This window comes from Moorena sp. SIO1F2 (assembly GCF_010672755.1).
Taxonomy (GTDB): domain Bacteria; phylum Cyanobacteriota; class Cyanobacteriia; order Cyanobacteriales; family Coleofasciculaceae; genus Moorena.
In genome coordinates, this window is sequence record NZ_JAAHFV010000078.1 from 1 (window position 1) to 20266 (window position 20266).

Sequence of the window (20266 nt, forward strand, 5' to 3'; positions counted from 1 at the left end):
CCCGACTCCCGACTCCCCACTCCCGACTCCCGACTCCCGACTCCCGACTCCCCACTCCCGATTCCCCACTCCCCACTCCCGACTCCCGACTCCCGACTCCCGACTCCCGACTCCCGACTCCCGACTCCCTGTTACCTTTGCTATTGTGATCCAGATCACACCAATCGGTTGAAAAAATCACTAAGGTGGGTGAGCTAAGTCGGTGCAGTGAAATTATTGTGGACTGTAGTATATTCACATCAACTTTAAAGAAGTTTTAGATAACTGCTGGAGGAAATAGGTAATTATGAGTAGTCAACAGATTCGCTTCGCCACTATCACCGTTATTGATATCGCTCTGTTGTTTACAGCCCCCCTGTTAGTACAATTCATTTCACGGATGCCCTGAAAGTGTTTGAAGGAAGCAGGCAGTGTCGAGTAGGGTTAAAACAATTTAAGCTACCTTGATAAATGAGGAAATAAGTAATTATGAGTAGTCAAAAGATTCGCTTCGCCACTATCACCGTTATTGATATCGCTTTGTTGTTTAGCGCCCCCCTGTTGGTACAATTTATTTCACGGATGCCCTGAAGGTGTTTGAAGGGAGTAGGGAGTAGGGAGTAGGGAGTAGGGAAGAAAAATTATCAAAATTTCGACACGGATTGCTTTAAATATAATATAAAGCGCTATTTTCGATAACAATTGTTGTAAACTGAAAGTTGTTGTTAAATTCAGCAATAAAGCAGTGGCTAGAGGATCGACTTTCCAGAGGGTGCTGACAACGCTAGGGCTACCTGCATAGAGAAAACCACTAGGCAAACCAATATACTCATCTAAACCACTAGGTAAGCCAGTATCTTCGTCTTCGTTACTTGAAAGGGTCATCCCAGTTTCACAGGCAGAAAAGCCGACAATACGACATTGATTGAGATCAAGTTTAAAAATTTTGTACAAGGTTAGGTCTGCATCTGCTAGAAGTAGGGCTGATTCTAGGGGAGATTTAGGCTCGAACTTGCCATGACAAGAAAAGTGGACACAGTGAGCAGAGCGGAGTTGCTTGATATTTTGATTTAGTTTGGCTTCGGTTGCCTCTGCTTCAGCAAGAACTATACTGTGCTTGGGGTCAAAGTATTGTCGGATTTTATCAACTTCTAGTTTCGAGCCAGGCAAGGGTTTTGCTTCAGGTCTAGTTGGGTTTTGGATAGCAAATAAGTTATTGAAGTCGGGGCGATGTTGTTGTTTTGTTAGTTTCAGTAACTGGCTACTAGGGGCATAACTTACTCCTCTTTCAAAGCGATCGATAAGTAAATTATCCTTTGATAAAGGTAAAGCATGGAGTGGAAACAGATGCAGGAAACGATGGGGCACTAGAATTAAGCGATCGCATTTATCCCCAACGTTCTCAAATATTCGATCAATCTCGGAAATAATGTTATTAATATCTAATATTGTAGCGAGGTCGGCGAGGCGAGTGGATAGATTAGTTATCCATTGATTTTTTTGGTTGCGGTAGGCATTGGTATAGTCTTTATCCCACTCTTCCAACCTTTCCAGCTTTTCAGCAGAGGATGACACAACTATGGGCTGCTGCTTGTGACTGCTGACAATAAAGGTAAGAATTTTATCCCTGGTAACATACCACTCAATGATAGCGGTGCCTTGATCAATCAGGCTCTGAATATCCCTAAAGGGAATAGTTTCCACGGTTTGAGTTAGACTGAAACTGGAGTCATAGTTATCATTGATTTGCTTTAGTACCTGATCTAGCTGCTGTCGCGACTGCTGTAATTCTTGCTGTAGTCGTTTCCGTGACTCCTCTAAAGATTGTCGTTGCTGTTGTTGTTTGTCATCGCTATTTCCTGATAGTTTATCAAAAACTACTTGTAACTGTTTTTCCAATGATGGAATGTTTCGACGTAGTTGATTTAACTCGGTGATTATCCCTTGGGGAACATTACCTTTTGGATAAAGGTCGCGGTTGGTGAGCAGTTGCACTAGGTCCCGGGCTTTGCTGCGCTCGACTGTTTCGATGGCTTTATCCTTCTGTTCTATATTGATATAGGCTTGCACTAGTTTGTGATAAACTTCTATAGCGTCAGCCATAATCTGTTGACGATTTTGATCATTAATTGCCCAACTGCGACTGATTTCGACTGCGGTGATTCCTTGTTGGTAGGCATCGATGGCGGTTTGCCAGTTACCTTCGCCAAAGTGAAGGTGGCCTAAGTTGCGGGAAGTTCGGAGACAGTTAATCGGATCTGCTTCTGGGGTGTAAACTTCCAATGCTCCTTGGTATGCTTCAATAGCAAGTTTCAGATTCTCTTGCTTATCACCACGAATTCTCTGGCTATAGGCATTGCCCAAGTTGTTTTGAGTCCCTGCCCAATCAATGGGGAAGTCTGATTTGGTGCAAACTGACAATGCTAGTTGGAATGCTTCAATCGATTTTTCGAGATTCTCTTGCCTACTACCACAGATTCGGCCACGATAGGCATTTCCCAGGTTGTTTTGAGTATCTGCCCAATCTTGGGGGAAGTCTGATTTGGTGCGAACTTTTAATGCTAGTCGGAATGCTTTAATAGCTCTTTCGAGATTCAATGCCCTGTGGCCACGGATTCGGTCACGGTAGGCAATGCCCAGGTTGTTTTGAGTCGTTGCCCAGTGGATGGGGAAGTCTTTTTGGGTACGAACTTTCAATGCTAGTTGAAATGCTTTAATCGCTTTTTCTAGATTGTCAGCCCTGTCGCCATGGATTATGTAAAGGTAGGCAGTACCCCGGTTGTTTTGAGTCATTGCCCAGTGGATGGGGAAGTTTTCTTTGGTGTAAACTGACAAAGCTCTTCGGAATGCTTTAATAGCTTTTTCGACATTCTCAGACCTGTCGTGGTGAATTCTTTGACAGTAGGCTATACCCAGGTTGTTTTGAGTCATTGCCCAGTGGATGGGGCAGTCTTCTTCGGTGCGAACTTCCAATGCTACTTCGTATGCTTTAATCGCTTTTTCGAGATTCAATGCCCTGTTGTCACGGATTCTGTTAATGTAGGCATTGCCCAGGTTGTTTTGAGTCCCTGCCCAACTTTCCCGGTTACTCTCACGAGTAAAGACGTTTAGTACCTGTTCGTAACCAGCAATGGCGATTTCTATATTATTAGCTTTATTCCCCAGGGGAAACTGCTGGATGAGGTCGCTGAAATACCAGATATTATTAGCAATGTCTTGTGCTGTTTTTGGTTCCACTTCTGATAATTTAGCACTTGTCCACCTTTGCAAGATATCGATAAAGTTATCATCGAGTTTGTCTAGGTTTGCTTCCAAAAGTGGGTACACGACTTTGGGGTCGCCATTGCTGTTACCAGTTGCTTGCAATATCTGTTTAAATAATTTCAGATAGTCTTGGGATGAGGGATTAGTTGAGGTAGGGGTTTCTGATATTACGGCTAAAATATCACTCCTAAGATGGAGTAAAACATCAGCGCTATTTTGGTCGCCATTTGCTGCTAGTTGTTCTGCTACTTGTGCCATTACCTGCAATAACTCTGCATCCACTAACTCGCGGTTGCTCTCAATAATTTGGACTTCTTCACCGCTGGAACAAGTTAGCAGTTGCTTGATCAGGTTGACGTATGCTTGTAGTCTTTGTTTCTCCATTTCCTACTCCCTACTCTCTGCTCCTAGTAAGTACTTCACCCAATTGATAATTTCTTTAACTATAGCGCTTTCTACAAAAATATAAATTTTCTTCCCTACTCCCGTCTTGATGCAGTCGCTCATGGGGGAAACCCCCAAGACCGCGCTGCATCGCTACTCCCTACTCCCTACTCCCTTTGCGATAAATAACAATAAAAAAAATTCGGTCAAGTTCTGGTTAACCCCAAGTCTTGACCGAATTCTATTGTGTACACAAAAACGAGTACACAATAGGTCAACTCAATGAAATAAATTCTGATGACTAAAAACATTCCACCAGAGTTAGTCAGCAATTGCTCGAAAGCAACCACATTCTAACCTCCGATTTATGCTATTCCATACTACTTCATCCCGCTTCAGAAAACAACTTTCAATCTTGATGGTGGCCAGGGCGTCAAAGCCCTGGCAAATTCCTATCCTAGTCTAAGTAAAAATATCGCACCAAAGTGGTCATCACCTCACCAGGCTTTTCGGTGGGCTCGGGAGTGCTCCACTCATAGGGGTATGCATACTTAAGGGAATACAGGGCATTAATTGTATCGCGAACCTGTTTAGGAGTTCCGATCAACAAGAGCTTGGATTTCTTAGGTTTGCGACCTTGGTTGTCTGGGGTGGGGGGAATGTTTTCAGTCATCAGAATCTTTCCTCTTAAGTGGTTCTGTTATTAATATATAAATAAATTAATTAAAATGTCAAGGGGTTTGGGATTTTTTTTTTATTACGAAATATGGCCAATAGTAGAATGTGGAAAGTGTGGAGAGTATGGCAAAAAGTAAGAGGTAATAGTATTAAAACAAAGCTGATAATTTTCTGGTGTTGTTATCATCAGCTTTTGGGTTGTAGCGTTTCTAGGATTTATGAGGTCAAAGTCCCCCTTGATAAGGGGGACCAACGGGGGATCCCTTTCTAGGATTTATGAGGTCAAAGTCCCCCTTGATAATAGGGACTTAGGGGGATCCCTTTGTACCTCATGGCATAGAGAATTGCTATATTTGGTTTATAATGTAAACTATCAGCTATCAGCCTTCAGCTGAAGGCTTACTTAATTCGAGTTATTATTGGTAATCAAAAAATTAGCTTCCTGTCTTTTATGGCAACAAAAGACAGGAAGCTGAAATAGCTATAGCATTTTTAGTTGAGATCTAAACAAGAGAATAGGGAACAGGAAAAAGTTGAGGGCATCATAGGATGGGATGAATGCGATTGACCTAAGGTCACGCGGGGCGCGTTCGCATTTTGACCTTGAGGCGATCCCATGGTGAGATGAACAGGATTGGCCTAAGGCCACGCTACGCGAATGCAATAAAAATCTCCTCATCTCCCCATCTCCCCATCTCCCCATCTCCCCACACTCTCTTCTCGAGGGGAATCATGAAATAGTCGTAATTGCCCGACCAATATTAATTTGCAGGCCATAGCAACCCACTGGGCAAAAGCAGCTTCAGGATGAGCAGCTTAAACTCTTCAATAGTCAAGTCTTTAACTTGCATGGTCTTTCCCATCACATAGTTACTCTATATTATAGCATTTTTTAGAGGAGATTGTCTTTCAGCAGTTTCTGGAATTGGACACAATTGGCTACCAAAAGTAAGCCGGTGTTTTTAATCCCTGCACTGCCTAACTTTTTCTGCACCGTAGGGACTCACCATCCCAAGGGATTTTCTAAGATATCCGTGCCGACGTAAACTGATAAATTGCGTGCTGGTTCTGTTCACTATAAGTATGATCAACGCTATTAATTTGGTTTAATGGATTTACACAACTAGTAAAATTAACGCATAATATTTAAATTATAATACTTTTTGTTTAGAATTTAGTTGGGAAATTACTGTTGGTATTACCCTTTTAATGAAGTTAAATAAAACCTTGAAAGTTTATGTTTAAAATTTCAAAATAAACAATTAATTATTGATTTTTTAAACCCCCTAATTTTGCCTAATCTTTAAATTATACCAAAAATAAAATAAAATAATTTGGGTGATTTTTGATAAACTAATTATAAGAGCCGACATAAATGAAGCCAATTCCGTAAACTGTCAACGGTCAACAAATAGCAACTGAATCTATGAATAGCCCTTTCCTCAATCACCTCCATAGCCCAAAGCGCCCGGTTATCGTATTTGATGGGGCAACTGGAACATCTCTCCAAACCCAAAACCTTACCGCTGAAGACTTTGGTGGACCTGAGTACGAGGGATGTAATGAGTACCTTGTCCATACTAAACCAGAAGCAGTGGAAAAGGTGCATCGGGGCTTCCTGGAGGTGGGAGCAGATGTGATTGAAACGGATACCTTTGGCGGTACTTCGATTGTACTGGCAGAATATGATCTAGCTGACCAAGCCTATTACCTAAATAAAGCTGCTGCGGAACTAGGGAAACGGATGGCAGCGGAATACTCCACTCCCGAAAAACCTAGGTTTGTGGCCGGGGCCATGGGTCCTGGGACTAAACTCCCTACCCTGGGACATATTGATTTTGATACCTTGAAGAACGCCTATGTGGAACAAGCCTTAGGGTTGTATGATGGCGGTTCTGATTTGCTGATTGTGGAAACCTGTCAGGATGTGCTGCAAATTAAGGCAGCGCTGAATGCCGTAGAAGAGGTATTTGAAAAAAAAGGGGCAAGACTGCCACTGATGGTATCGATCACTATGGAAGTGATGGGTACTATGCTGGTAGGGTCAGAAATTAATGCGGCGCTAACGATTCTAGAGCCTTACCCGATTGATATCCTTGGTCTTAACTGTGCCACTGGGCCAGAGCAAATGAAGGAACATATCAAATACTTGTCTGAGTGTTCCCCATTTGTGGTTTCTTGTATCCCTAATGCTGGATTACCGGAAAATGTCGGAGGGCACGCTCACTACAGGCTTACTCCCATGGAACTGCGGATGGCACTGATGCATTTTGTAGAGGATTTGGGAGTACAAGTTATTGGTGGCTGTTGCGGTACTAGGCCAGCTCATATTGAACAGTTAGCGGAGGTTGCCAAAACCCTGACCCCGAAGGAACGGCATCCTAAGTATGAACCGTCAGCAGCATCGATTTACAGTTCCCAGCCTTATCACCAAGATAATTCTTTCCTAATTGTTGGTGAACGGCTCAATGCTAGTGGTTCTAAAAAGTGCCGCACCATGCTCAACGCAGAAGATTGGGATGGATTGGTATCTTTGGCTAAATCCCAAATTAGGGAAGGGGCTAACGTCCTAGATGTTAACGTGGACTATGTGGGACGGGATGGAGTGCGGGATATGAACGAATTGGCCTCCCGTTTAGTAAAAAATTCTACCTTACCCCTGATGCTGGACTCTACGGAATGGGAAAAGATGGAGGCTGGCTTAAAGGTGGTTGGGGGTAAGTGTATCCTGAACTCCACTAACTACGAAGATGGGGAACCTAGGTTCTATAAAGTACTGGAGTTAGCTAAAATTTATGGCGCAGGAGTGGTAATTGGTACTATCGATGAAGATGGTATGGCACGGACAGCGGATAAGAAGTTTGAAATTGCTAAACGTGCTTATAATGATGCGATCGCATATGGTATCCCAGCTCATGAACTCTTCTTTGATACTCTAGCGTTACCAATTTCCACAGGCATTGAGGAAGACCGGGAAAACGGCAAAGCGACAATCGAATCCATTCGTCGGATTCGGGAAGAATTGCCTGGGTGTCATGTTATGCTGGGGGTTTCTAATATTTCCTTTGGACTAAACCCAGCAGCTCGAATTGTGCTTAATTCCATGTTCTTGCACGAAGCAATGCAAGCAGGGATGGATGCAGCAATTGTTAGTGCTAGTAAGATTTTGCCCTTAGCCAAGATTGAGCCAGAGCATCAAGAGGTTTGTCGAAAACTGATTTATGATCAGCGGCAGTTTGATGGGGATGTGTGTACCTATGACCCCTTGGCCGAGCTGACTACCCTGTTTGAAGGCAAAACTACAAAACGCGATCGCTCCCAGGATGAAAACCTATCGGTAGAAGAGCGGCTCAAGCGTCATATTATTGATGGGGAACGGATTGGTTTAGAAGAACAACTGGAGAAAGCCCGAGAAAAATATCCTCCCCTGGAGATTATCAATACCTTTTTGCTGGACGGTATGAAAGTGGTAGGAGAACTATTTGGTTCTGGGCAAATGCAGCTGCCATTTGTATTACAATCCGCTCAAACCATGAAGGCAGCAGTGGCTTATTTAGAGCCATATATGGAAAAATCTGAAGCAGGGAAGAATGCTAAAGGTACCTTTGTAATTGCTACGGTGAAAGGAGATGTTCACGATATTGGCAAGAATTTAGTAGATATCATCTTGTCCAACAATGGCTACGAGGTGATTAACTTGGGGATTAAACAGCCAGTGGAAAATATTATTGATGCTTATGAAAAGCACAATGCTGACTGTATTGCCATGAGTGGGCTACTGGTGAAGTCTACCGCTTTTATGAAGGATAATTTGGCAACCTTTAATGAGCGGGGAATTACGGTACCAGTTATTCTAGGGGGTGCTGCCCTAACACCAAAGTTTGTCCATAAGGACTGCCAGAATACCTACAACGGTCAGGTGGTTTATGGTAAAGATGCCTTTTCTGACCTCCATTTCATGGATAAGTTAATGCCAGCAAAATCAGCTGGTAACTGGGATGATATCAAAGGGTTTATCGATGAGCTAGAGAATGGTGCAGCCGTTGACACCTTACCCATTGACAAGTTGCAACAGAATGGTTCAGCGGTTGACAAGTTGCAGGAGAATGGTTCACAAGACAACTCTCAACCAGTAACTCCCGTTTCAACTCCCCCAGATACTAATCGTTCGGAAGGGGTAACTTTGGATCTTGAGCGTCCAACACCGCCATTCTGGGGAACCAAGATACTCCAGCCAGAAGATATTTCCTTCGAGGAAGTCTTTTGGTATCTGGATTTGCAGGCGTTGATTGCTGGACAATGGCAGTTTCGGAAGCCAAAGGACCAGTCGAGGGAAGAGTATAATCAGTTTTTGAAGGAAAAGGTTGACCCAATTCTGGCGAAATGGAAGGAAAAAACTCTTGCTGAGAACTTGTTACATCCCCAGGTGGTGTATGGATATTTTCCCTGTTTAGCTGAGGGGAATTCCTTGATAATTTATGATGCCCAAGGGATGAATTCCGAAGGCGCTAAAGACTCGAAGGAATTGCAAGAGGTGGCACGATTTGAGTTTCCTCGGCAACGGTCTGGTAAGCGTTTGTGTATAGCGGATTTCTTTTTACCGAAGGAGTTGGCAGAAGCAGGTCAATTCGATGTGTTCCCAATGCAGGCGGTAACTGTAGGTGATATTGCCACAGAGTACGCTAAGAAATTATTTGATGGTGATCAATATACCGATTATTTGTATTACCACGGATTGGCGGTACAAATGGCTGAAGCCTTGGCAGAATGGAGTCATGCTCGGATTCGTCGGGAGTTAGGGTTCGCAGATCGAGAACCCGATAGCATTCGGGATGTGTTGGCTCAGCGCTATCAAGGTTCACGGTATAGTTTTGGCTATCCCGCTTGTCCAAATCTCCAGGATCAGTACAAGCAGTTGGATTTGTTGGAATGCGATCGCATTAAGCTATACATGGATGAGAGTGAGCAATTGTATCCAGAGCAATCTACGACAGCAATTGTAACTTACCACCCCATCGCTAGATATTTTACTGCTTGATGGCTGGCGTTGCTGATTATGGGTATGGTTTTGCCCCCCTAGCCCCCCAAGTTTGGGGGGAACAAGACTTTCAAAGTCCCCCAAACTTGGGGGACCAACGGGGGCTTGACCAAAACCAGATGATTGGACATTCATTCCTTGATTCAGCAACGCTTGATGGCTTAGGTTTTTGAAATTTGAGTAAGCTAGCAAGATTTCAGTTGATTAACACTGGAATCTTGCATCATTTTTATTAATCTTAGGGTGGGCAGTGTTCATCAAGGTGCAAAGCCCAGCTTGGTGAAGCTGTATCAAGCATTGCCCACCCTACATAAACTGGTAACAGACTCGGAACAATGTCCACCGATTGAATATTTACTCTTTATAATATATAATTATAAATTAGGTAAAACAACAAAATGAAAAGTCATCGAACGTCGATGATCATAACTTTTGGTAAAGTGGGATGAGTGGTCACGATAAAAGTCATAGGACAGAGATAATTGTTGCTGTAATTGGCCTGGTTGGTGTACTGGGGGCAGCTGTGATCGCGAATTGGCATAATTTGTTTCCTAAGGAGAGTATCAAGTCTCAAAAGTTTGGCCCAGAAGAAATATATTGTAATGGCAGTGGCCAAGTATGCAGTAACCGCTTCGCAAGAGATGTAACAACGCGCGGTGTCTTAAAAGTCCAGTATGACGTCCCTTCTACTCATTGCGGCCCAATAGAAATCCATTTCTACCTTGACGGTGAGCGTGTTCGTTCTACAGGTACCCTTGGGTGGAGGGGCGCACCTGGCCAGTTCAGTAGCCTTCCCTTGACCTCAGGTCAAATCAATCTCGGCCCTGTTTCCTCAGGAAATCATTCCGTTAGTTTAGAGGCAGAAGGGGAAGCTGTGGGTTGTAATCGTGGGCAGCTCAATTCTTGGTTAGGGAATGTACAGGTCTGGACATCAGTTTTGGATAAGTAGTTCCGTAGGGTGCGTTAGGGGAGCCCTCATTTTCTCGGTAGCCAGAGTTGGGACAGTCCGCCCCGTAACGCACCACTGTTGGGTCAAATAATAAAAATGAGATCCACCCGAAAGTGCCAACCCTTTAATGTTTTGTGTGGTTTGATTGCCTATTGCTACTAGCGGCAATCCAGTTTTGGGACGAAGATCATTCTGAGAGGATATCTGAAAAGTTTTTTTATACTGAATTTTGCCCCCCTAGCCCCCCAACTTTGGGGGGAATAAGAGTCAATTTGCTTCTAAAAGTCCCCCGAGCGAGGGATTGCTCGCTCGGGGGATTTAGGAGGCTTGAATGTAGCAAATGAGACTTCTCAGACAACCTCTGATATAGAAGACCGATTTTTACTGATTGTTAATTGTTACCGATAGCAAGAATCAGTAATCAGAATAATTTCAGCCCGCAAAGCCACTAAAAATGAAAGTCAATACTATCGAGGATAAAACCATGAAACCAGAATATGACCTTGGAAATATGAAAAGCCGCCCGAATCCTTATGCCAAGAAATTGAAGCAACCAGTAACTTTGCCTTTGAGGATTGATGTAATAGAATATTTTGAAGCCAAGGCGCAAGAAAAAGGAATTTCTTACCAAGAATTAATCAATTTATACCTTCACGATTGTGTTGTCAGTAAACGAGAACTATCGTTTGAGTAGCGGAACTTAAACCAGGGTAAGCTAATGTAATTTTGTCTCCAAAAATACATAAAAAAGTTATTTTTTAGTATGATAAAACTTTTAATCTGATGCGTCTATGTCAATAAGCTGCCTCCATTATCAATAATTTCGAGATTACAGTTAACCTGCATAAAAATCGGTGAAACTCTTGTGATAAGCTGTTCATAATTTCAATTACATATTCACAATTATAGAGCTTAAAGGATATTTTTTGATGTCACAAGATATGTCACAAGATAATTACCTTGTTGTGGGTGGAGGAGATGTAGGTTTAGCCACAGCAGTTCACCTGAGTTCTCAAGGCCATAACGTTGATCTGTTTTCTCGTCGTTCTTCTTCAATTAGTCAAACTAAGATTGTTCGTTCAACGGGTGTATGTTCACCGGGTAATTATCCAATTGCAGCTTGTTCTAACCAGATTGAGGAAATTGCCGCCACTCATGATGGCAAATTACCCAATAATATTGTGATTGGCTGTCGAGGTCAGGATGTTGAATCTTATGCCCGGATTTTGGGGCAATATATGACCCCTCAAACCAATATTTTATTCATCTGTTCTAGCCGTTTTTCAGGTCGAGTTTTCTGCAAAGTGTGGCAAAAAGAATTTGGCATGAGTGAAACCCAATTACCCGCAGTTGCAGATGTAAATAATACCCCCTTTGCCTGCCGAGGTAACGGTGACGACCAAGTAGCTATAAAGAGGTTTAAAAAACAGTTCAAAGTCGCTGCCCAAAACTCGGATATGACAGAGCGGATTGTTGCTACCTATCAAGGTTTGTTCGAGAATTTGCGTCCACTGTCTTCGAGTTTAGAAGTAAACTTAGATAAATGTAATGATGTTTTTCACGTTCCCTTAATCATCGCCTCTTTAACCAGATGGGAGCTAGGAGAAAATTATAATATTTACCGAGGGATGGGTCCTCGCACTGCTAATTTAATTGGTGATTTCGATCGCGATCGTCTAGCCATAGCCAAGGCATTAGGGTTTCCTGATCTAAGCGATATGTACGATTATTTTAAGACAGCTTATGGAACTACTGGCCCATCTTTTTACGAACACATTCACCAGATCAAAGCACTTGACAATTCTACTCTCAGGAATCCTCATCATCGCTATCTCTCAGAAGAATTACCCTTTGGGGCTTTTCCACTACAGGTGTTAGCCCGCCTAACAGGAGTAGATACCCCATTTTTAGATAGTTGTATTACTCTGGGGAGCAAGTTTATAGATGAACCTTTCACGTGGACTGCTGAGTTTCTGGAATTAGACAACAAATGGCTAGAGGAGCAACTGAGACATAATTAAAAAGAGTCGAGCTTGATTTTCTGGAACTATGTAGCTTTTCTCTGGTTCTACTGGGGATATATAGGGTATATCTCATTAAAGCTGTTTGATCCAGTGGTGCGTTACGGGGCGGGCTTTCCCAACCCTGGCTATGAGGTAGAAAATGACGGCGAGCCGCCCCTAACACACCCTACGCAATATTTTCAAAAGTGAATAACAGCAAAGGGAAAATGCTTACGTGCCTAGTACATCCGTCCTCCAGTCACCATGAGCAAGCATTTTTCTTCAGGGGAAATCCACCCGTCAAGAATCAACTTTTTACAGGCTGCCAAAGACAATGCCCCAGTGTGACAAGCAGAAATACCAGCTTGCTGTAAAACCTCATAGCTTTTCAGAAGTTCTGCTTGGGTTGGGGCAACAACCGTTCCTTGAGTGTCTAGAATTAGATCCCGCAAATAAGAGTAGGTTGCGGTAGGATTGCCTCTAAGAATAGCCTCAGCCTTTCCAGTGGGGTTGCGGATAATATCCTCATCAGCAATTTGTTCTCTATTAGCATGAAATGCCGTATACACAGGAGCACAAGTATCTTGCTGCACACCAACAAAACGAGGCATTTTTTTAATATACCCATTGGCTAAAAGCTGCTTGAAGCCAAAATATCCCCCATAAAACCCCATCCCGCTACTAATGGGTTGAAAGACTACATCAACTTGGAAGTCCATTTGGGTTGCTCCTTCCATATACCCTGTTTTGAGACCTTCCCGACGAAAGAAGTTGAAAAAGCCTCCTTCCCAAAATAGATTATGATCTTGAGCATAGTCTTTGGCCAACTTGCCAGTTTCCACAAAATCTACATCTGTTTCATGGATGGTGGCATAGGGACTCTGAAATTTTAAGCGATGTCTATGGGTTGAGGGAACAAAGACATGAACCCTAATTTGACCTTCAAGCTCTTTGGCCCAATACATAAAGCTAGAAGAAGAATTGCCTGTAGAGGAGACTACAAATTCTTTAACTCCACCCCATAACAACCCTGGTGTTGCCATACAACTCTGTCTATATTTGGTGTTTCCGGTTGCTAAAGCCCCTTCTACTTTACAGTAAATGCCATCATGGTCAACATATTGAGCATTGTCGAATCGAATTAGAGGAGTTTCTGGACAAGAAAATTCTGGCAGGGGTTTAATCGGGACAAAATCTTTAAAACGCTGCAGTCCGGAACCAGATTCTACCTTTTGATTACCTCTGTACACAACATTCAACACACCTCCATCGCAAGATTGGCAACGATAACGCAGTTCTAGCGGATATTCTTTACCACATACAGCACATTGGAGATGAGCCATAGAATTTGCTTCGATGTGTCCTGGTGTTAACACTTCGCAATACTCCGGACGTTTTCTTGACTGTTTTTTTGACTATTGTTCGATAGTCTTTCAGTAGTAATAATATCAGTTAATGACACCGCAACTTCTGGATAGATGGGGAGATTGGCAGATCGGGTATCAAAATTCAGCACTTACGAACTCAGCACTTATGAACTCAAGACTCTTAAACTCAGCACTTCCAAGCCGTCACAATAGTGATCGGATTGAGAGGATTAAACCGAGTTAGCTTGCCCACAGGTACCGACTTTGATAACTGCACCTGTAACCATTGATAATTCCAAGTATCCCCCCTAACCCCCCTTAATAAGGCAGGGCTGTTTCATTATCATTAAAATAGAAGATAATCGGAGATAATTACTCTTAAGTACAAAAACTGAGAATATACTTCAGATTATGGCTCATTGTCTTGATGCAGTCGCTCATGGGGGAAACCCCCAAGACCGCGCTGCCTCCCCAAGACCGCGCTGCATCGCTTCGCTGATTGCTGCCTTAATCGAATCAAAGCCATGTGCTCGAAGAAGGGTTAAAACCCAGGTTTTGAGCAAAGATAAGTTTTTTGGAGCAAATCCGGATTTTTGCGGACTAATATCTTCCTCATAAATGACGTCTTTTACCCAATGAAGAGAATTTTCAATCAGCCAATGTCCTCTAATTCCATCCATCAAACGACGAGATTGAGATGATTTTGAACAAAGATAATAACTAATAGTTTTGAAGGGTTCATTACCGCGAGTTCCACTGCGTTTCAAGTTACCGTAAGGTAGTGGAGCCTTAATCAACAAGTTTTAACCCTTGTATGCATAGCCTGCCAATCATAAAGGCTCCACAACAATCAGGTTTCGTCTCAGAAACTTTAATCACACAACCAGCCCCAATCCATTTGGGGTCAAGGTTTTCCGGTGGCTCAAACACTTCGATAATACGATTTGTTTTACGGTTTCTAGTTTTTTCATAATGGGTCACTTTTTGTCGTGGTGTTTGCCGGTTTGATTCCCTTTCTATTTGTTGATATAATTTGGGTTGATTTCTTTTTACTTTAACTAGATAATCATTCCCTGAATCGACGACGGCTGCCAGAGTTTTTTTTGACAATGAAGAGCATCACAGGTGCGCTTTCCGTAGGCGAATTAAATTCGCCACGGGTCGCACCTAAAAGTAAATACGACACCCGTTAAATCTAATAACTCAATTAATTATCGAACGACGGGAATTTCGCTTTCCTGTTTGTTTGACATCATTTTTACCCCTAAAAATAATCTTCTTTGATGAGCAAAAGCCGACACACAGCTGATAAAGTTTTGTTGAGCCTGATTGACCTTTGGTCACGCTACGCGATCGTAGTTAGTTACAGTATTTTTTAGACTCTTACCATCCAGTGATATCCATTCTGAAGAGGGAATCATACTATATTGTTTACTCCATTTATTAAACACAAATTGGAGTTCTTCGTAATCTAAATTAATCATGACTCTTCTGATTGCTGAATAAGAAGGAACACGAGCACAAGGAATTTTAAGTCTACTAATTAATTGGGTGCGGTGGCGTTCTACAAATCTACCCAATTGTCGATAACCCCAATAACCACTCATCATCCCCATAATTATGATTAAAAGCACCAGCCACAGAGGATGACGAAGACCATGAGGACTGCGATGATCAGGTATTTCCAAAAGAAACGTCGATTAAGCTTTTCTCCCTGATTTTAGGATATAAGGGAAATTAGCCGGAAAAATCCGGCTATTGCTTCACTATACACCTTTTTACTCTATAATGAAACAGCCCTGCCCTTAATAAGGGGGGGAAGGAATTTGCTCTAATCCCGCGCTCGGAGGGGGGGAAACGTTTAGACTCAAACCAACTATAGGCTGTATTAATATGCTCAACTGTTGCTAACGCTAACACTAAAATACCATCGAGGTCTAAGCGAGTCTCACAGTAATCCAAAATTGAGTGTATATTTCCACCACTACCGCCAATAAAAATACGATGTGGTGTTGGTAATTTTTTTTAAAATTTTGTCATAAAACCAGAAGATGACCTTGGAAATATGAAAAGCCGCCCCAATCATTATGCAAAAAAAATAAAGCAACAAGTAACTTTGCCTTTGAGGATTGATGTAATAGAATATTTTGAAGCCAAGGCGCAAGAAAAAGGAATTTATTACCAATAATTAATCAATTTATACCTTCAGGATTGTGTTGTCAGTCAACGAGAACTCTCGTTTGAGTAGTTCGATTGCTGAGCTTGTAGAGTGGGATCTCTCAGCTTAAAAAGGCTGCCAAATTTTCTCGGCTCAGAAATTAAGATATAAACTTGATAATATTCCCATTCTCTTGTCACTTTTATCCTAAGCATTCAGTCATCAGCTAATGGGCTACGCCCATTAGCTTAAAGGTAAGCATTCAGCTATCAGTTATCAGTTATCAGCTATCAGCTATCAGCTATCAGCTTAAGCGCTACGCGCACGCTACGCGAACAGCTTTCAGTTTATGTGCTACTAGATCGGTGCTTTTGAATAAAATAAGCTGACGGCTGACGGCTGACGGCTGACGGCTGAATGCTTACGCTTAAAGCTTTTGTATCTGGGTTGTAAACATACGAATTACTGAAAAAGGCATCCATGCAAGAGTGGAAAGAGATCCTCAGTATTATTGTCCAATAAAAAAAGACCATACAGGTTTACATTTCAACTACAAATGCTATATAACTGTCTTGTGTTTTTGCAATTTATCAGGCTTGTAGCTGGGTTTTCACCCCGTTTCTTTGATTTCCATAAAATTTATGACTCAAACCGTATCTTCCACTACCGACGAAAATCTTAACTTAGGTATTCTGGCTAAAGAAGCTGGAATAGCTCTGATCATAAAATTTGCAGGTATTCTTCTGACTTATGTAGTGCAGGTTTTCCTGGCGCGATGGATGGGTACCACTGAGTATGGCATTTATGAATATGTGATTGCTTGGTCTATCCTCTTAGCAATTCCCGCAGGATTGGGTTTACCCCATACCGTTTTGCGCTTTGTCTCCCAGTACCAGGTCAAAGAAGAATGGGGACTGTTGCGGGGGATCGTGCGCAGTAGCTGGTTGATGACTATTCTCGCTAGTCTTTTGCTTAGCTTGCTAGCTGCTGGTGTAATTTTACTGCTGAATTATTACCACCCCTTTGCTTATGCCACTCCTTTATTAATAGGTATCGGTCTGATACCACTACAAGCCTTGGTAAATTTGCAATTGGAAACTTCCAGAGCTGCTAAGGATGTTACTTTAGCCTACGCGCCATCACAAATAATTTGGCCGGTTTTGGTAGTCTGTGGCGCATTTCTGTTCATACAGACAAGTCATGAACTCACCGGAATTTCTACGATCGCGATCGCTGAAATCGCCTTCCTAGCTGCCCTGTTATTCCAGTTTGGATTGTTATTGTTTAAGTTAAATGAAGAATTTGAACCCAGCAAGCCGGTCTATGCCATTCGAGAGTGGTTGGGTGTCGCTTTCATTTTGTTATTACAGCAGAGTTTTTTGAAAATTCTTGGTAAAATCGACACGATTATGGTTGGTTCAATATTGGGAGCAAAGGAAGCAGGGATGTACGGTGCGGCAGTGAATACGGCTCAATGGGTTAGTGTTGTGCTGAGCATTATCAATATAGTCGCCGCTTCCAGTTTCGCAGCCCTTTACGCTAAAGACAATATCGAGGGTCTGCAAAAGGTGGTTTCCGCAGTTGCCCTGTGGATTTTCTGGCCTTCTATGGCTATTTCCTTATTGCTCACCGTCTTCAGTCAACCCATTTTAGGAATATTTGGCTCAGAATTTATCGCAGCGAGTTTGCAACTCAAAATTTTGGTTTTAGGCAATTTAGTAAGTGCTTTATGTGGTTCTGTAGGCTATTTGATGGTGATGACGGGTCATCAAAATAAATCTTTACCCGTTTTTATTTATGCGACTATTCTCAATATCGTGTTAAATGCGATCGCTATTCCCCTCATCGGTGGAGTAGGGGCAGCTATAGCTACAGCTTTCTCTAAAGCGCTGTGGAATATTTGGCTCAGTTTTTTAGTGGTGAAATATGTAGGAGTAAGTCCCCTAGTTTTCAGGGGACTTTTTCAAGGGGGTTCAAAATCGGAGGGAATCTAGTTACTCCACTCGATCAAGCATTACTCGTAATTGAGAAAGGGGCTTTTGGGGCTCCTTTACTACACTTTCCAGAAGAAAGTGGTATTTTCTGGCGATGCGAGCAACTGTCGTGCCGTCCAAGATATCGGTAATGTACCTGAAGTCAGCGGAATAACCTCCGTCTTTAGCCAACATCCGCAAATGTAGGTTTCTGACTACAGCTTTCTTTTTCATCCCGATAAATGAGACTTCCATTTCAGGTAGTTCCAGTTGTTCGGAGTTGGTTGCATTAATCACATTGAAACCTACGGAGGTAGGATATTTGAATTGCTTGCCTTGGGCTTTCCAGATATCCACGAGTTGAAGAAAAGGCAAACTATTGTGGGCGTAACCATTACGGACAGTTTGCTGTATGCGATCAAGTAATTCGGCAAAAGTAGGATCGCCTTTTAAATCCAAACGCAGGGGTAGGATATTGCCAAAAGGGCCAATTAAGGATTGAGCTTCTTTCCTCAGGCGATTGACGAAGATGGAATCAATGGCAAAGTCTTCTTGGTTAGCAACACTTCCAAGAACTACTCCGTAGGCTGACAATAAAGTAACGTATAAAACTACCCCGGCTTTCTTACTGATGTTTTCCAAGCTACTCTTCAAGTCGGGACTAATCTTTAACGGTTCGGAGCCTTGGCGAAATGTGGGGTTGGCTGGAAGGGGCCGATCGGTCGGTAACTCCAAAAGTTCCGCTCCCGCCAGGGTTTTTCGCCAGTAGTTGAGGCACTTGTCCAAGGTCCCTGCCTGCAGCCATTGCTGATACCACTGGGCATAGTCGGTAAATGTCATGGCCAGTGGTGGCAAGGGTGAGGGCTGTCCAGAAGCAAAGGCCGAGTAGAGAGCGTTTAATTCATGAATGAATAAGCCCCAAGACGAAGCATCAGTGGTCGCGTGGTTGATGCAGGGCATGAGAATATGGGAGGTTTCGCTCAAACGCAGGATATTAACCCGCAGCATCGGACCGTTGACTAAGTCGAACTGACGCAGGGAACATTCTTCGAGATAGTTCCGGATTACCTGGGACTCTTCGTTTTCTGGTATGTTGGGGCAGTCTACTATTTCAAAAGCTGGCTCCATTTCTGGGCGTACCACCTGTACCACAGAACCATCTACTTTTTCCAAAGTGGTGTGGAGGGGAGTGTGACGGCGGGCAATTTCTTTAATCGCTTCCTGCAAGACCTTGAGGTTTAATGGGCCTTCAATGCGCCAAATGCGCCAAGTGTTGTTGTAAAGTCCCTCTGGATGTGCACGCCACCACATGTATTCTTGTTCGACGGTAAGGGGTAAGGAATTGCTGAGGGAATTCTCCGAGGGGCGATCGTAACCCAAAGACTCTGCTACCTTCCAAGTTTCTGGGCTCAAAAAGTCTACCTTATATTCTTCCTTCCAGCGCTCAGCAACTTTGGCATTAATCCCTTTGTAAGTGTGGAATTTAGGATCTCCCATCATCCTGGATACAGCGTGAACCCCATCGGTCATGCGCTGCTTCTTTTCCTTATAAGGTTGGAGCATATCGGGATGGAAATCTATCCCGATAAATTCACATAACTGATGAACAGTAGTTTCGGGTTGCTGCACTAAGTCTTCATATTTAAGCTGATGCTGACGGGAACTGGGTATATTCTTGAGGAATTCTAATATATTTTGGTGACTTATCAACCACATCAATTCTCCTTTTTGCTCCACTGAGAACTGGTTTTCTTCCATGGCCACCAACAAATCTAACCTGGCCTCTTTCATTGAACGAATTGTGGCCAGGGGATGGCGCTGGAGGTGGATATAAAGGGGATTTTCAAACTCTTCCTCCGCACGTTGCAGAACTTCTGGGTTAAACACATAAGGTGGAGTCTTATCAGCTATGATTTGACCAGGCAGCCACTCTTGCATCAAAGAGAAAAACTCCTTGGTACTCAAGTTTTGTTCCTCTAACTCCTCCATAATCTGCTGTGCTTGTTCCCCATCACAGTTTTTGATTTCCATGATAGCGCGAATTACCCCTTCTCCCAGGAAATTATTGCGCCCAGAAAAAGCAGCTTTGCGTTCCGCAAGAGTATTAAACGAAAGCAGATACAACTCTGGTGGTGCGAAAAGTTGTGGGTGTCCGGCCATAATCACCCTTAATAAAGTAGAACCAGAGCGTCCGGTACAGAGGATGAAAATAGCTTGTTTATTTTTATTACCAGACGTATCGGATTGAACAGATTCCCCACAAAGGTGATGCTGTAGATATTGCCGCATCTGACCAATTTGCTGGGTGTTCAGTTTCTCTACTAATGTCTTACTTGTCTTACTGACCTCAGTACAGGACAAAAGTTGCAAAAAGTGCCAGGGAGAGGGTTTGATGGAAATTACCACAAAGACCACAAACCCTCATGGAACAGATTAACCAACTTCGAGCCAAATTGCGACCCCACCTGGGCTG

15 protein-coding genes are annotated in these 20266 nt (G+C 42.9%); 7 read left to right on the plus strand and 8 right to left on the minus strand.

Annotation, left to right across the window (positions count from 1 at the left end):
- Positions 1–555: 555 nt before the first annotated feature.
- Positions 556–3627: a CHAT domain-containing tetratricopeptide repeat protein gene (locus F6J94_RS12230; RefSeq protein ID WP_293040228.1), complete on the minus strand. Its 3072-nt coding sequence runs from the start codon at positions 3625–3627 to the stop codon at positions 556–558.
- 121 nt (positions 3628–3748) lie between these two features.
- Here F6J94_RS12230 and F6J94_RS12235 point away from each other — a divergent pair, with 121 nt between their 5' ends.
- Positions 3749–3913, plus strand: a complete 165-nt coding sequence (locus F6J94_RS12235) for a hypothetical protein (protein ID WP_293040231.1) — start codon at positions 3749–3751, stop codon at positions 3911–3913.
- A gap of 171 nt (positions 3914–4084) precedes the next feature.
- On the opposite strand, the gene F6J94_RS12240 is transcribed toward F6J94_RS12235, so the two are convergent.
- Both F6J94_RS12240 and F6J94_RS12245 read right to left on the minus strand, forming a co-directional pair.
- Positions 4085–4300 carry a hypothetical protein gene (locus F6J94_RS12240; RefSeq protein ID WP_293040234.1) on the minus strand — a complete coding sequence of 72 codons (216 nt, stop codon included), beginning with the start codon at positions 4298–4300 and terminating at the stop codon, positions 4085–4087.
- A gap of 486 nt (positions 4301–4786) precedes the next feature.
- Positions 4787–5008 carry a hypothetical protein gene (locus F6J94_RS12245; protein WP_293040239.1) on the minus strand — a complete coding sequence of 74 codons (222 nt, stop codon included), beginning with the start codon at positions 5006–5008 and terminating at the stop codon, positions 4787–4789.
- Between the two features lie 723 nt (positions 5009–5731).
- Between F6J94_RS12245 and metH the strand changes: the two genes are divergently transcribed.
- The 4 genes from metH (at position 5732) to F6J94_RS12265 (ending at position 12313) form a co-directional block, all read left to right on the plus strand.
- A complete protein-coding gene (gene metH / locus F6J94_RS12250; protein ID WP_293040241.1) occupies positions 5732–9343 on the plus strand; it encodes a methionine synthase in 3612 nt (1203 codons plus the stop codon).
- A gap of 445 nt (positions 9344–9788) precedes the next feature.
- The gene (locus F6J94_RS12255; RefSeq protein WP_293040245.1) at positions 9789–10292 is read left to right on the plus strand and encodes a hypothetical protein; all 504 of its coding nucleotides are present in this window, start codon (positions 9789–9791) and stop codon (positions 10290–10292) included.
- 484 nt (positions 10293–10776) lie between these two features.
- Positions 10777–10986 carry an antitoxin gene (locus F6J94_RS12260; protein ID WP_293040248.1) on the plus strand — a complete coding sequence of 70 codons (210 nt, stop codon included), beginning with the start codon at positions 10777–10779 and terminating at the stop codon, positions 10984–10986.
- Between the two features lie 235 nt (positions 10987–11221).
- Positions 11222–12313: an NAD/NADP octopine/nopaline dehydrogenase family protein gene (locus F6J94_RS12265; protein ID WP_293040251.1), complete on the plus strand. Its 1092-nt coding sequence runs from the start codon at positions 11222–11224 to the stop codon at positions 12311–12313.
- Between the two features lie 221 nt (positions 12314–12534).
- Here the strand turns inward: F6J94_RS12265 and F6J94_RS12270 are convergent, their stop codons facing one another.
- The 4 genes from F6J94_RS12270 to F6J94_RS12285 form a co-directional block, all read right to left on the minus strand.
- A complete protein-coding gene (locus F6J94_RS12270) occupies positions 12535–13671 on the minus strand; it encodes a pyridoxal-phosphate dependent enzyme (protein WP_293040254.1) in 1137 nt (378 codons plus the stop codon).
- Positions 13672–14099: 428 nt separating this feature from the next.
- The gene (locus tag F6J94_RS12275; protein ID WP_293040257.1) at positions 14100–14459 is read right to left on the minus strand and encodes a hypothetical protein; all 360 of its coding nucleotides are present in this window, start codon (positions 14457–14459) and stop codon (positions 14100–14102) included.
- The gene (locus tag F6J94_RS12280; RefSeq protein ID WP_293040260.1) at positions 14452–14772 is read right to left on the minus strand and encodes a hypothetical protein; all 321 of its coding nucleotides are present in this window, start codon (positions 14770–14772) and stop codon (positions 14452–14454) included. Before F6J94_RS12280 ends, F6J94_RS12275 begins: the two co-directional genes overlap by 8 nt.
- A gap of 230 nt (positions 14773–15002) precedes the next feature.
- Positions 15003–15350 carry a transposase family protein gene (locus F6J94_RS12285; RefSeq protein WP_293040263.1) on the minus strand — a complete coding sequence of 116 codons (348 nt, stop codon included), beginning with the start codon at positions 15348–15350 and terminating at the stop codon, positions 15003–15005.
- 377 nt (positions 15351–15727) lie between these two features.
- Here F6J94_RS12285 and F6J94_RS12290 point away from each other — a divergent pair, with 377 nt between their 5' ends.
- Positions 15728–15850, plus strand: coding sequence for a hypothetical protein (locus tag F6J94_RS12290; RefSeq protein ID WP_293040266.1), 123 nt, complete (start codon positions 15728–15730; stop codon positions 15848–15850).
- Positions 15851–16461: 611 nt separating this feature from the next.
- On the plus strand, positions 16462–17814 hold the full coding sequence (locus tag F6J94_RS12295; protein ID WP_293040269.1) for an oligosaccharide flippase family protein: 1353 nt from the start codon (positions 16462–16464) through the stop codon (positions 17812–17814).
- Here the strand turns inward: F6J94_RS12295 and F6J94_RS12300 are convergent, their stop codons facing one another.
- Positions 17815–20154 (minus strand): condensation domain-containing protein, encoded by a 2340-nt coding sequence (locus F6J94_RS12300; RefSeq protein WP_293040272.1) that lies wholly within the window; start codon positions 20152–20154, stop codon positions 17815–17817.
- Positions 20155–20266 lie beyond the last annotated feature (112 nt).